Source organism: Arcanobacterium wilhelmae (assembly GCF_029632765.1).
In the GTDB taxonomy this organism is placed as follows: Bacteria; Actinomycetota; Actinomycetes; order Actinomycetales; family Actinomycetaceae; genus Arcanobacterium; species Arcanobacterium wilhelmae.
On sequence record NZ_CP121247.1, the window covers coordinates 1,808,080 to 1,821,781 of the forward strand.

Sequence of the window (13,702 nt, forward strand, 5' to 3'; positions counted from 1 at the left end):
TAGCGCAAAATTCTGAATTATTCTTTCATAGAAAAATAGTTTTTAATTTTTCAAAAACTTTCTCCTATGGAAGAAGATTTCGGACCATTTATTCTATAGCTTCCCGTTCAAACACGATTCGCAATCACTGGCGCTCGGTCGACTCGAGATCCTCCGCTAGCTCGTCGATTGCGTACGCTTCCCTGTCAACGCGTCCGGTTCGATACGCGGCACGGGCCAGCAGGTGCGCCGAAATCGGTGCCGTGACCAGCTGGAACACGATCACCAGCAGCATCGTCCATGTGATCTGCGGGGAACGAACCACCAGCGCAATGCCCACGAAATACAGCAGAAGCGACAGGACTTGCGGCTTCGTGGCCACGTGCTGGCGCGCCAACAGATCTCCGTAACGCCACATTCCCAGCGCCGCGATCAGCGTGAGCACCGCGCCGAGCGTGATCGCACCCACGCCGACGACGTCCATCACGGTTTCCATCATCGGTCCGCCTCCGTTCCGCTTCGCCCAGTTTCGCCCGGCTCAGCCTGGCTCAACTCTTTCTGCACTCGCCCGGCTGGAACCTTGCCTTGTTCACTGACGACGACGTCTGGTTCGCCATCCTCGAGAGCAGGCACTGCTTCGGACGGTAACCCAAGGAGATCTCCAGCATCGATATCGTGGACGGGGGCGTCGTCGTCGGCGTTGTGGGCGAGGAACTCGGCATCGGCGGCGGCAACTTCCGCCTTCGTCAACACACGCTTCTCCTCAGCCTTCGGCGCCTTCGCAAACCGTGCGAGCGCAGTCGAGCCAACGAAACCCACCACCGCGAGAACCACCAGCAACGGCATCAAATCCGCGCGCCGCGTCAGTGCCGCCATGATCGCCACCGCGCCGATCAGTACGGACGTGAGCATATCCACCGCAACCGCACGGTCCAGCGTGGATGGGCCGCGCGTCAGCCGCCACAGTACCGGCACCGCAGCAACAGCTAGCAGCGCCCCGCAGATCGCAAGAACCTCACTCATCGCTCCCCCTCCTCGCCTGTCACCGGCGCAAACGGGGTAGGCAGGCGGCCGGCGCTCGTGCGCGAGCCGGGCACAAAACCCGCCGCGAGTAGCTCATCGTGCGAGGCGAACGCGCGCAACACGTGCTCCTCCACCTCCAACACCGACCGGTGCACACCCTCAATACCGCCCGCCTGTCCGACGTCGAACACGTGCACGTACACCGTGGACGTTTCGCGATGCGTCTCGATCACCACCGAGCCTGGGACGATCGCCGTCAGCCCAGCAACCATCGCAAGGCGGAAATCCGAATGCCCTCGCAGGTGAACACGAATCACTGCGCCGTGCGGCTCGCGCCCGCGCAAGATAAACCAGGCGAGCTGCGCGGAGGAAACCAGCACGTCACGCAACAACGCCCACAGCAAAATCGCCACACCGAGCGGGCGGAAGCGACCGTCGAACGGCGCCGTGGGGAACGGGGTCACCGTAGTGACCAGCAGCGCCACCAGGAATCCGGCCACCACGTTGCCGGTCGACGGATCTCCCCACAGGAACACCCACACGGCCGTGAGCCCGATCAGCAGGCCCACCGAGGCGTGCGGGAAGCGGCCCGGGCGCCGGGTGGCGTAGCGGATTGCGTCGCGCGCCTTGCTCATCGTGCGTCTCCTTCCCGGCCTGCGGGCGCCTGCTCGGTCGGCGATTTTCCGCCGGCTACTTCACTGACATAAAATTTTGGTTCGTTTTTTGGCTCCTCAGGCCCGATATGGAGCTGAGAGCCAGTTTTTGCGCCCAAAATTTTCAGTCCCCCGAGTACAGTGCCCTCGGCAACGCCTTTCGGTCGCTCCCACGGTTCGGCCGCCGCCTTGTATTCGCCCGCGCCCTGACCGCGATCCGGCAACACTGCCACAATGTAGGGCGAGCGGGCGAAGAGGCGGCCGGCGGTGGCGTCCGCATAAGCGTTCATCGGGCCGGCCGCCAGCGAAATCCCCACGGAGATCGCTACGAGCGTGCCGGCAGCCGCAGTCATCAGCGGCGGGATAGGCTTCGACTCAAGCTTTTCAGGGGCATCTTGCCAGAAGGTCATGTTCCATGCGCGGGTCACGGCGTAGAGCGTGAGGAGCGAGGTGATCAGGCCAGCGGCGATCAACACCCAGTCCGCGGCCCAGCCACGGTCCGCGCTCGCCGCGAGCAACCCCACCTTTCCGAAGAAGCCCGACAGCGGCGGGATACCTGCCAAGTTGAGCGCCGGAATCAGGTACAGCGCGGCGATCCCGGGCGCGAGCTTCGCAAGCGAGCCGAGCTTGGCCAGGTTCGTGCTCCCGCCTCTGCGCTCCACCAAGCCGACTACCAGGAAGAGCGCGGTCTGCACGGTGATGTGGTGGATCGCGTAGTAGATCGTGGCGCCGATCCCGCCTGGTGATGAGGTGGAAATCCCCCACAGCATGTAGCCAATATGCGACACGAGCGTAAAGGACAGCAGACGCTTAATGTCCTGCTGGGCCACTGCGCCCAGGATGCCGATCACCATCGTGGCGATCGCGAACACGCCAAGGATCTGATCGAGCTGCGGCCCGGGGAAGAGCAGGGTTTGCGTGCGGATCATTCCGTACACGCCCACCTTGGTGAGCAAGCCTGCGAATACGGCCGTCACGGGCGCGGGCGCCGTCGGGTAGGAATCGGGCAGCCACGCGCCCAGCGGGAACACTGCCGCTTTGATCCCGAAACCGATCAGCAGCATCACCTGGATCGTCACCGCGAGGGCCGGATCAATCTCCGGCAGGCGTAGCGCCACCTGCGCGAGGTTCACCGAGCCGACCGCCGCATACACCAGCGCGATCGCGATCAGGAATACCACGGACGAAATCAGGGAAACCACCACATACACGGTTCCCGAGCGCACACGATCGCGCGTGCCGCCCAGCGTGATCAGCACGAACGAGGCACACAGCAAGATCTCGAACCCCACGTAAATGTTGAACAAATCGCCGGAGAGGAACGCGTTGGAAACTCCGGCCGAGAGCAGGAGGAATGCTGGATGGTAGACGGCGATCGGGGCTGCGCGTTCGCCGTCGGCGGCGCCTTGCGCCAGCGAGTAGACGAGCACGAGGAGCGTCACGGTGACAGATGTGAGCAGCATGAGCGAGCTCAAGCCGTCGGCCACGAGCACGATCCCGATCGGCGCGGCCCACTGCCCGATGTTCAGCACCACCGGGCCGTTCGCTGCCATCACCACCAGTGCGATCGCCACAGCGAGCACCGCGGCGAGCACCCCGCCCGAGACCCACGCCTGGTTGCGGCGCGCCCGCCCGCTCACGAGCGAGACTCCCGCGCCGAGTAGCGGCAACACCACCGGGAGGGCGATTAAAAAGTTCCAGTTCATCGCGCGCCTCCTTCAGTTGGCGAGTTTGTGCCGACGCCGGCGCCAGGCTCACGCCCATCCTCCCCGGTGTGCTGGCCGGATTCCGCAAGCGCGAGGTCCGCCCCTTCGCCGGGCACACTTTCAGCACTACCGGAGCCGTCTTCGTCGAGGCAGGTGGCCTCCGGATCGCCGGGAACACCGAGCTCGCCGTCGGCGTCGGGATCTCCTTCGGTTTCGTCGTGGGTTTCGGCGGCGTCTTCCTCAACGGTGGCGTCAGCATCGGCGCGGGCGGCCATCTTTGCGCGCTCCGTGATGCGCGCAACGCGGCGATCCTCGGGATCGTCTTGTACCTCGTCGTTACCGGTGAGCTGCCAGCTACGATAAGCGAGCGCCAGCAAGAATCCCGCCGCCCCCAGTGAAATCACGATCGCGGTGAGCATCATGGCTTGGACCAGCGGGTCTGCCATTTCCGACGCCGGTGCGGCCCCGACGAGCGGCGGCTTTCCGGAACGCCCGCCGGCGATCAGGAACAGGATGTTCACGCCGTTCGTGATCGAGGTGAGGCCGAGGATAATGCGGGTGAGCGAGCGTTCGAGAACCAGGTACACGCCTACGCCCACCAGCACCGCAGCCAAGAAAATCAGCGCAACAGAAACGCTCATCGCGCGCCTCCTTCCTTGGCCGCGCCAGCCGGCCCTTCCGGCGATTGTTCGCCAGATACTTCGCCTACATAAAATATTGGTTCGTTTTTTCGCGGGTCAGCCTCGATATTGGGGCGAGCGCCAATTTTTCCGCCCAAAATTTTATGTCCGCCGAGTACGCTGCTCTCCGAGGTGCCTTCGGCTCCGGCGGCGGTGGCCGCGTCGAAGCGTTCGAGGCGTGAATCGGCAGCCGGTGTGAGGCGCACAGCGTCGTCGTCGCCGATTCCCTCAAGTTCGCCGTGACGGTCGATTTCCGCGCCGAGCGAGCGCAACACGTCCAGAATCAGGCCCACAACCACCAGGTACACGCCGATGTCGAAGAAGATCGCGGTGGCGAGGTGCACGTGTCCGAACGCTGGGAGCACGAAATCGAGTTTCGCGGTTTGGAGGATTGTGCCGCCGAGCGCAAGCGGAGCGAGCGCCGCAGCGCCCGCGATCACCAGCCCCGAGCCCATGAGGTGGCCAGGGTGAAGCGGCACGGCCGCGCCGAGCTCGTAGCGCCCGGCTGCGAGGTAGCGGATCGTGAGCGCGATACCGGCGAGCAGCCCGCCCGCGAACCCGCCGCCCGGCTGGTTGTGCCCGCTGAACAGGAAAAATACGGAGACCACGAGGATCGCGTGGTAGATCACGCGCGTGCCAATCTCGAGGATCACGCTGCGCGAGCCTTCGCGCAGCGCCTCCGTTCCCACGAGCCACAGGCGCGCCCGCCCGCCCGACGTCGGTACCGCGCCCGACGTCGTAGCAGCAGCCGACGCCGGTGCCCGGTTAGTGTCCGAGCTCCGTGCCGGAGCTGCCGCCGCGCCAGAATCTGCCGCGTGTGCGGGCGACTCCTGCAACCCGCGATTCCCCCAGAAGAGCCGTCCGGTTGCCCCGCCGGCACTGGCGCCGCGCACTGACCCGCCGGCGTCGCCGTCACGCGCCCTTGCACCGGCGTCACCAAAATCGGCTTCGCGCCGGAATCCGGCCCGCTCGCGCACATCCACCGGGATCGCCACGTTACGCAGGCGATCCACGCGCCCCACGCGGTCGCGGATAAACAGTAGCGACGAAATCCCGATCGCACACGCCACGAGTACGGTCAGCTCACCCATGGTGTCCCAAGCTCGGATATCCACGAGCGTCACGTTCACAATGTTTTTGCCGTAGCCGTGGCTGTAGGCGAGGTCGTGGAAATCGCGAGCGATCGGCGTGGCAACTCGCGCGCCAGCCGCGAGCGCGCCGATGACGGCAACGGCCAGCCCGGCCGCCGCGCCGAGCCCGATCCGCCACCAGCGGGTGAGCGCGAGCGGCCTGTTAGAAAAATATGCCGGCAGGCGCCGTAGCACCAGCACAAATACCACGAGGCTCATGGTTTCCACGAGCACCTGTGTGAGCGCCAGGTCTGGCGCGCCATACAGTTCGTACACGAGCGCCACCCCGTAGCCGGCGATTCCGAGCAGGAGCACGGCTTTCATGCGGTGGCGGGCTCGCGCCCCGAGGATTGCGGCGAGCGCGGTAATTGCGACGACGACGGCCTGCGCTGGCGAATCCCAGGCGCGCAGCTCCGGCCAGTGGCCAGGACCGATGATGAGAAGCGCGCCCGACGCCGCAACCAGTATAAACACCATCATCGTGGCGATGTAGGCAGGTAGCGAGCCGCGCTGGGTGAGCGCGGTGGTTACGCCCGAAGCGTTCTCGAGTCCGCGGATCGTGTTCGCGTACGCTCCCGACGCCGAGAGCGGGAACTCGAGCCGGCGGGTGACCTTTTCGATCAGCGCAGTTCCGGCGAAAATGAGAGCGCCTGCCGCCCACACGGCTGCCGAGATGGCGAGTGGCCAGCCGAAGTGGATCGCGGGCGTCAGGTGCGGCACATTCTCGCCCACGATCCCGCCGTGCGTGAGGGCATACCCTGCGAAACCTCCAGGGGCGAAACCGGCCAGCGCATGCGGAGCCAGCACTCGATCCAGCACGCTCCCTGCCAGCCCGAACGCTAGCGACGCGCCTGCGAGCACGAGGATCGGCGCCGTCATGATCGCGTGCGTCTCGCGCACCGGCGTCTCGCCGGCGGGCGGATCGTACGGGGTGGCCGGCTCGGCCACATCAGATACCCCGGCGTCTGGCACGTATCCCCAGCTAGTGAACGCGCCGAACCAGTAGCGCAACGTGTAGGCGACCGTCAGCGCTGAGCCCGCCGCGATCGCCGCCCACGTCACCGTATCGAGCGCGCCGCCGCCAACGAGCGCAGTCAGTGCGCCTTCTTTCGCTACGAAACCTGCGAAACCGGGCAGGCCCGCCATCGAGGCGCCTGCGAGCGCGGCCGCGCCTGCCGTCGGCCACATCGCCGAACCAACGCCGAAGAGTTTGCGCAGGTCACGTGTGCCGGTGGCCCAGTCCACTTGCCCGACGGACAGGAACAGTGCGGCCTTAAACAGCGAGTGCGCCACGAGCATCGCCAGGCCCGCTAGCATCATCGCCGCCGTCCCATACCCCACCATCAGCGTGATCAGGCCGAGCTGCGAGACCGTTCCGAATGCAAGCACGAGCTTGAGATCGTACTGCTTCAGCGCGCGATACCCGCCCAACATCAGGGTGTAGATCCCCAGCGGCACCACGATCCACTGCCATACCGCCAGCTCAGAAAACCCGGGAGCGAGCCGCGCCACGAGATACACTCCGGCCTTCACCATCGCCGAGGAGTGCAGGTACGCGGACACTGGCGTGGGCGCAGCCATCGCGGCCGGCAGCCAGAAGTGGAACGGCACGAGCGCCGATTTGCTCACCGCTCCGGCGAGCACCAGCGCCACGGCCGTCGCGATCAGCGCCGGCGACGCCGATTCCACGGCGAGCGCCGCCTGCCCCAGTGTTCCTGCCTGCGCGGCAGCCACCAGTTCCGACAGGCGATACGATCCGCCAGGCACCTGCCCCAGAATCACGATACCGGCGAGCATCGCCAGCCCGCCCGTCGTTGTCACCGTCAGCGCCTGCATCGCCGCGCGCCTCGAAGCCGGCTTGGAGAAACTGTGCCCGATCAGCAGGAAGGAGAAAACGGTGGTGAGCTCCCAAAACATGTACAAAGCGAGCGTGTTGTCGGTGGTGACCAGTCCGAGCATCGCGCCTGCGAACCCCGTAAAAACGGCGGCGAACCGCCCCAGTCCTGCCGCCGACGAGGAAAAGTACCGGGTCGAATACACCAGCACCAGGGTGCCCACTCCCGTCACGATCAGCGCCATCACCCACGAGAGCACGTCGAGCTGGAACGTGAGCTCGAGGTGTACTTGCGGCGCCCACGCCCAGTTCTCCACAGGGAAGACGTTCGCAGGTGCCCCGCCGACCGCCGCTGTTGCCTGCGCGTTTGACGCTCCGTGTGCCCCGACGTCGGCGAGGGCGTGCGGCCACGGCGCGAGTTTCGCCGGATCAATGATGCCGCGGGCCGCCGCGAAAACTTCCGGGCCGCGCGTGGCAACATACCCGAACGCCAACGCCGGCACCGCCGCGAGCGCTACGAAGCCGAGCCGCCCTCTGCGCATCACGAGCGGAGCCAGTAGCGCGGCAAGCGCGAACAGCGCAAGAATGAAAAGCATAATCCTCCCGGTGCGAACGTTTGCGTGAGCACCAGGAGCTCCCCTTGTGGAAACTAAAGAGAAAGCCAGGGGTTGCCCGCCCGGCCGGTCACGGCGCTACAGCGTCGACTCTCCAAGTATAGCGAGTGGGCGGGTCAAAACCCGCCCACTCAAGCCCGCGGCGAAACTCCTCCGATCCGAGCGCGAGCGCCACTGCACTGACATCAGCCCGTGCCAGCTAGCCACCGCTCTTTCAATTTCAGGGCCCGTGCTAGCGTCGAAAGGTTAAAACTTATTGTCCTGATTCCTGTCGAAGGTTGCAGCTTTTGTTTCACGATGTTGGTCGTAAAAATCCGAGCGTTTCGCGAGTTCACTATTCAAGAATTCCACGCCCTTCTCGTCAACCAACGTTTTCTTTCCCGAGTACAGGTTCACCCCCATACCCAGCCGATCACCATCGATTTTTGCACCAATGGAGGCCAAAATCGTGGGGAAAAGATCGAAGGGCGCATACTGACGGTTGTTCGTGATCGATTTCGGCAGATCCGTTCCCTGGACAGGGTTAAGGATCATATTCACAACGGTACGGTTATAGCTCTTGTCCCACTTCTTAAAGAAGTTCTTGTCCATGGAGCGGTGGTCGCCGGTGATGACGATCGTCGTGTCCTTCGCCCACGGCTGCGATTGGATCCAGCGCACGAGCTTGACGGTTTCACGCTGCGAATAGTGGATGACGTTCTCGTACTGGGTAGCAAACGGTTTCTCAGTCATGCGTGGAGAGGGATAGCCGTTCGGGAAGTGCGTGTCCGCATTTTCCAAGATGAAATAGAACGGTTTGCCTTCACTGCCGCGCTTTGTCATGAGTTCCTTGGCGTACTCGTAGAGCTTGTCGTCTTCCACACCCCACCACACTTTGTAGTTGCGCGGGATCTTCTTCTGATCCTTGAAGGTGGTGAGGTCGTGAACCTCAAAGTTGCCGTGGCGGCGGTAGTAGTCGCCCAACCCTGCCCAACGAGAGTCGGATCCTACCATGAAATCAGTCGCATAGCCCGCCTTGGAGAGGAAATCACCGATCGTGGGGAAATCCGGGAACGACATCTGTTTACCGTTGCCCGCTCCCGAGGCCAGCATCGGCACGCCCGCCTGCATTGAGATCATTGCGGCAACCGAATGCCCCGTGGCATAAAGTTGCTGCGGGCCACCATACTTGTCGGTGTGTGAAAACGACACACCTTCCTTCGTCAACGCCGCCAGTTCCGGCATCACGTCGTGATCCAGGTAGCCGCCCATGTCGCGCGAGTAGAACGAGTTTTCGATCGACTCCATATAAATATGGATAAGATTGCGCTTCTTTTCGGGGAGGTGAATCTTGTCGTCTGTTGGCATCACAAAGTTGTCTTGCACAACCGTCGAATTTTCAAAGTACACTTTCACGAGGTCACCAAGCGGCAAACGCTGGGCAGCATAGCCCATCGAGGCGCCGAGCATACCGACCATAGCGACCATCGCCGCCCCGCGCACGAACGGGAACCGGAAGGCTTTCGGCGACGTCGGTGCAACAGCTCGCGTTACGGGTGCGGGTGTACCTTGGTCGAGTGTGCCTGGATCGTCGTGCGACGTCGGTCCATCGGCTTCTGGAGTCTCCTCGCCGCGCTTCCAGACAAAGTCAGAGCGGATTGTGCCCACGCCAGCGCCGACAAGACCGATCCAGATGATCGGCGCCACCATGTAATTGTAAAATTCGAGGGTCTGTTCAACGGTGGTCTCGCCGTTGCCCTGAGTGAGAATGAAGAGAATCTGGTCGGCAGAAACAGTATCGACGGAATCGGCCACCGTCTTCGTGATGAAGAAAATCGCGCCGATGAGCAGGCCGAGGAACGCACCGCCAAGGATCGGCAACAGTTGGCGCCATGTCCACGGCTTTTCCTTGCGCTCGAGCACATCGCGGTGGGCGAGCGAGAGGAGAAAGAGCATGGCGAAGCCGGCAACCAGGGTGACACCGAGGAAAAGCACCATGAATTTCGGGCTCGCGGTGGCCCCGTAGAGGAACTTGTGCCGGGTTCCGTAAACAACGCCAATGAAGGCTCCCGCGTTCGCGAAAAGTCCCACGGCGGCGCCGCGCGCAACAGCTGCCTTATTGACCCCAAAGGTCAGGAAAGCAAATCCGATAAGGATCAGAATCGACAACACATGTAGAGACAGAATCACAAATCAAAATCATAACTATTCCAGTTAACTAAAGTGATCCCACTCGAGCGTGATCTTCCTCTAATACTTTTCCCAGGGATTGTGTATAAATTTCCTGTTTTCCCAGCCTTCAGCTAGAGCTTGTCGTCCTGGCGCCGATCCGGAGTCGCTGCAACGGTTTCGCGGTGCTTGTCGTAGAACTTCGAAGTCTTCGCGAACTCTTCGTTCATGTGCGTGGCCCCGTCGCGTTCTACAAGGGTCTTCTTCCCAGAGAAGAGGTTCGTTCCGAGCCCGAGGCGCTCACCGTCGATTTTCGCACCAATGGACGCCAAAATCGTCGGGTAGAAATCGAAGGAGCCGTACTGGCGATTGTTTGTTATCGACGTCGGCAGGTCGGTTCCTTGCACAGGGTTAAGGATCATGTTCACGACGGTGCGGTTGTAGTCCGGATCCCAGTCACGGAAGAAGTTCTTGTCCATGGAGCGGTGGTCGCCGGTGATGACGATTGTCGTGTCCTTCGCCCACGGCTGCGCCTGAATCCAACGGACCAGCTTCACCGTTTCCTTCTGCGAATAGTGGATGACGTTCTCGTACTGGGTTCCGAACGGTTTTTCCGTCATCAGGGGCGAAGGATAACCGTCCGGGAAGTGCGTATCGGCGTTCTCGAGAACAAAATAGAACGGCTTACCCTCGGCACCGCGCTTTGCCATGAGCTCCTTGGCGTATTCGTAGAGTTTGTCATCTTCTACGCCCCACCACACGCTGTAGTCGCGCGGAATGCGGCCTTCGTCCTTAAAGGTGTTGAGGTCATGCACGGTGAAGTTGCCGTGGCGACGGTAGTAATCGCCGAGGCCTCCCCATCTCGAGTCGGAGCCGAGCATGAAATCGGTGGCGTAGCCGGCAGAGTTCAGATAGTCGCCGATCGTTGGGAAATCTGGGAACGACATCTCCGTGCCGTTGCCGGCGCCCGACGACAGCATCGGGGTTCCCGCCCACATCGCTACCATCGCGGCCACCGAGTGGCCGGTTGCGTACATTTGTTGCGGACCGCCGTACAGATCCGTATTCGAAAACGACACGCCTTCTTTGGTGAGCTCGGCAAGCTCGGGCATCACGTTGCGGTTGAGGTATCCGCCCATGTCGCGCGAGTAGAACGAGTTTTCGATCGATTCCATATAGATATGGATGAGGTTGCGCTTCTTTTCGGGTAGCTGGACGCTCTGCTTTGTGGGCATCACCCAGTTGTCGGCGACGTAGGTTGACGTGTAGAGGTGCTGGCGGACGATGTCACCCAGTGGCAGGACTTGGAACGCGTACGTGACGGAACCGACGACGAGCGCGAGCATCGTCCCCATCGCCACCCCACGCACGTACGTGAAACGACGCATCGCCGTCACGCCCGACGTCGGGGCCAGGTTTTCCGCCGACGACGGAGCCGGGTTTTCGGAAAATTGCTCGTTTTCCGCCAACGCCGGTGGGTCAATTTCTTGCAGATCCGCGCTCGTGTTTTGCGGAGCCTGTGGTTCGATGGTTGTGCCGTCGACCGCCTGAGTTCCTCGGCGACTGAGAAGGAGGTCCGTGCGGATCGCGCCCACGCACATGCCAACTAGTGTGAGCCAGATAATCGGCGCCACCATGTAGTTTGTAAACTCCCAATTGTTCGCTACAGTTGTCTCCCCGTTGCCTTGGGTGACGATAAAGAGTAGCTGCGCAGCTGTCACTCCATCGACGGATTCAATGATCGTCTTCGGAACGAAGTAAAACAGGCCAATGAGCGCACCAAACACACCGCCGATGACGATCGGAAAGATGTCGCGAATCCGCCATTTCGTTTCCGCCGGTACGAAACGACGCTTCAGCGCGATTCGCATCAGCCACAGGACGCCGGCGCCGACCACCAGGCCGACCACCAGGTACAGCACGGGGAAGGCAACACCATGTGGGTATTCGTAGACGAATGCGTGGCGCGGCCCGAAGGTGACAGCCATGAACGTCACCGCGTTCGCAATCACGCCTGCGCACACTCCACGAACAACCGACGCCGCAGTACGGCCAAAAAGGCGCCACGCAATCAACGCGAGAACTACGATCAAGACAAGATTTACGGCAATCATCACAATACTCAATCGTATCTGTACTAGGTACGATTACTGTCATCTTCTGGAATGACGATTCATCGTACACCGACGCAATTTTGCCGCCGCCAGGGCTCACCCAGGCGCCCTGAGAGCGGTGGAGCAACAGAATAGTGGACCCCGCCCCCACCTCGCGATTCGAGGGGCGTGAACGGAAATCCACTATTTTGCCCTGCGCTGGGCGCAGGATTGCACGCACGCCAGTAACGGATCAGATGCGCTTGAGACCAATCACCATCATTTGCGAGTCGCCAGGGAGGCATGTCTGCAGGTAGGCATCGTAGCCACGCGGTACTACTCCCGCGTTATCGCCGTGGCGGACCACCAGGCGCGTCACTACCTTGTAGGTTCCTCCAACTGCCCCACGCAGTTGCACGATTTGGCCAACTCGGAGGCTCAGGAAACGTGCGCCTCCACATTCGCGGTGTTGGGCGATGAACGGTGCGCCGAGCCACGCAGAGACCGCCGACTCGCGGATTGCGCCCACGCAACGATCGATTTGGGCTTGGCCGCCGCTTCCGGCGACGTTGATAGCCATCGAAACGCGTGGCCTTGCCGGAGTAACCTTCTTGACCGGCGTGACTCGCTTTACGGGCGCCGCCGTTGTGACTTGCGTAGCCTTTTTGACCGGCAGAGCCTTCTTCACAGCAAGCTCTGCCTGGTTCGCAGGGGCGGCTTGCTTCACAGCTGGAGGCTTCGCCTTCTGGGCAGGCGTCGCCTTTGCTGCTTGCGCGACGCGCGCAACCGGCGCTGCGGCCGACTTCTTGGCTGGCTTAGCTAGCGTACTTTCCTTCACCGGCGCCGGCGTCGTCTGCAACGACGCCGAAGCAGCCGGCTTCGTAGGTGCAACCGACACCTTGGGGGCTACCGTAGCCGCCGGGCTCGACGTCGGTCGTGCGACGTCGAGATACGTCGCCCGCGACGACGGTGTGCGGTTTTCCTGGAGCGTCTCACCACGCTCGAGGATGGTGGTGCCGGCAGGGGCGGCCTCACCTTGTGGGGCGGCAGGTGCAACTGACGGGACAGCGAGCGCGCTTGCCGTTGCCAAAATCCCCGCGAACAAAATATTCACGAGCTTCTTATTCATTTTTATTACCTCCGGTGCGTACGAGAGGTTGTGTGCGTGCACGGACGATGGTGCGTCCATCATCCGCCCGAACTCCGGCGTGCGTTCCTTCGTTCGGTAACTACATTATATCGCTGTGACACACACCACCCAAGACCGGCGACACTATTGACCTTTTTGTAATTTAACGGGAGATTCGCACAATGACACGTTTCTGACACAGGATTTTCCCATGTGTTATATATAGGCAGGTCATGAGGGTAGCAAGAACAAAAAGGGAACAACCGACACGCGCGGATTTCGCAGAAAACACGCAAATCAGCCGAAAAAGTCGCAGACTTTGTTACGACACATTCCGGTTTTCCGTATTTAACCCGGAATAGCCCAAGAGAAAGACCCCCAAAAAAGGGGTCTTTCTCTTTCTGAGCGGGCGACGGGAATCGCGTGTGCTCCGCACCCGCATCTACTCGGGGACGCGCGCCCTGCGCGCCCTCGCGCCAGCCGCGGGAAAACACCCCACTGGGGTGTTTTCCCATCCGCGTCTGCGTTCCGGGTTCGATCCCCTTCCAACACCAGATTAAAAGGAAGACCCCCATCCGGGGGTCTTCCTTTTTAGAGCGGGCGACGGGAATCGAACCCGCCTCTGCAGCTTGGGAAGCTGCCATTCTACCGATGAACTACGCCCGCGTAGCGCTCAGCACCCAGAAATTCTATCCATTCTCATCACAACGAGC

General features: G+C 62.0%; 9 protein-coding genes and 1 tRNA gene. All 10 read right to left on the reverse strand.

Annotation, left to right across the window (positions count from 1 at the left end; genetic code table 11):
* Positions 1 to 124: 124 nt before the first annotated feature.
* On the reverse strand, positions 125 to 478 hold the full coding sequence (mnhG, locus tag P8A24_RS08010) for a monovalent cation/H(+) antiporter subunit G (protein ID WP_278058157.1): 354 nt from the start codon (positions 476 to 478) through the stop codon (positions 125 to 127).
* A complete protein-coding gene (locus tag P8A24_RS08015; protein WP_278058159.1) occupies positions 475 to 1,002 on the reverse strand; it encodes an MrpF/PhaF family protein in 528 nt (175 codons plus the stop codon). The genes mnhG and P8A24_RS08015 overlap by 4 nt, the downstream gene beginning before the upstream one ends.
* Positions 999 to 1,637 (reverse strand): Na+/H+ antiporter subunit E, encoded by a 639-nt coding sequence (locus tag P8A24_RS08020; RefSeq protein ID WP_278058161.1) that lies wholly within the window; start codon positions 1,635 to 1,637, stop codon positions 999 to 1,001. Before P8A24_RS08020 ends, P8A24_RS08015 begins: the two co-directional genes overlap by 4 nt.
* Positions 1,634 to 3,361, reverse strand: a complete 1,728-nt coding sequence (locus P8A24_RS08025; protein ID WP_278058163.1) for a Na+/H+ antiporter subunit D — start codon at positions 3,359 to 3,361, stop codon at positions 1,634 to 1,636. The genes P8A24_RS08020 and P8A24_RS08025 overlap by 4 nt, the downstream gene beginning before the upstream one ends.
* Entirely contained in the window at positions 3,358 to 4,002 is a 645-nt protein-coding gene (locus tag P8A24_RS08030; RefSeq protein ID WP_278058165.1) for a Na(+)/H(+) antiporter subunit C, read from the reverse strand. Before P8A24_RS08030 ends, P8A24_RS08025 begins: the two co-directional genes overlap by 4 nt.
* Entirely contained in the window at positions 3,999 to 7,601 is a 3,603-nt protein-coding gene (locus P8A24_RS08035) for a Na+/H+ antiporter subunit A (RefSeq protein ID WP_278058167.1), read from the reverse strand. Before P8A24_RS08035 ends, P8A24_RS08030 begins: the two co-directional genes overlap by 4 nt.
* 264 nt (positions 7,602 to 7,865) lie before the next feature.
* Positions 7,866 to 9,770 (reverse strand): LTA synthase family protein, encoded by a 1,905-nt coding sequence (locus tag P8A24_RS08040; RefSeq protein WP_423190681.1) that lies wholly within the window; start codon positions 9,768 to 9,770, stop codon positions 7,866 to 7,868.
* Positions 9,771 to 9,901: 131 nt separating this feature from the next.
* Positions 9,902 to 11,881, reverse strand: a complete 1,980-nt coding sequence (locus tag P8A24_RS08045) for an LTA synthase family protein (protein WP_278058172.1) — start codon at positions 11,879 to 11,881, stop codon at positions 9,902 to 9,904.
* Positions 11,882 to 12,113: 232 nt separating this feature from the next.
* The gene (locus P8A24_RS08050; RefSeq protein WP_278058174.1) at positions 12,114 to 12,989 is read right to left on the reverse strand and encodes a hypothetical protein; all 876 of its coding nucleotides are present in this window, start codon (positions 12,987 to 12,989) and stop codon (positions 12,114 to 12,116) included.
* Between the two features lie 595 nt (positions 12,990 to 13,584).
* A tRNA-Gly gene (locus P8A24_RS08055) sits at positions 13,585 to 13,655 on the reverse strand.
* Between the last annotated feature and the right edge of the window lie 47 nt (positions 13,656 to 13,702).

Excerpts from the sequence above, each read along its gene's own strand:
- mnhG (WP_278058157.1), bottom strand. The coding sequence starts at position 478 with ATGATGGAAACCGTGATGGACGTCGTCGGCGTGGGTGCGATCACGCTC.
- P8A24_RS08015 (WP_278058159.1), bottom strand. The coding sequence starts at position 1,002 with ATGAGTGAGGTTCTTGCGATCTGCGGGGCGCTGCTAGCTGTTGCTGCG.
- P8A24_RS08020 (WP_278058161.1), bottom strand. The coding sequence starts at position 1,637 with ATGAGCAAGGCGCGCGACGCAATCCGCTACGCCACCCGGCGCCCGGGC.
- P8A24_RS08025 (WP_278058163.1), bottom strand. The coding sequence starts at position 3,361 with ATGAACTGGAACTTTTTAATCGCCCTCCCGGTGGTGTTGCCGCTACTC.
- P8A24_RS08030 (WP_278058165.1), bottom strand. The coding sequence starts at position 4,002 with ATGAGCGTTTCTGTTGCGCTGATTTTCTTGGCTGCGGTGCTGGTGGGC.
- P8A24_RS08035 (WP_278058167.1), bottom strand. The coding sequence starts at position 7,601 with ATGCTTTTCATTCTTGCGCTGTTCGCGCTTGCCGCGCTACTGGCTCCG.
- P8A24_RS08045 (WP_278058172.1), bottom strand. The coding sequence starts at position 11,881 with ATGATTGCCGTAAATCTTGTCTTGATCGTAGTTCTCGCGTTGATTGCG.
- P8A24_RS08050 (WP_278058174.1), bottom strand. The coding sequence starts at position 12,989 with ATGAATAAGAAGCTCGTGAATATTTTGTTCGCGGGGATTTTGGCAACG.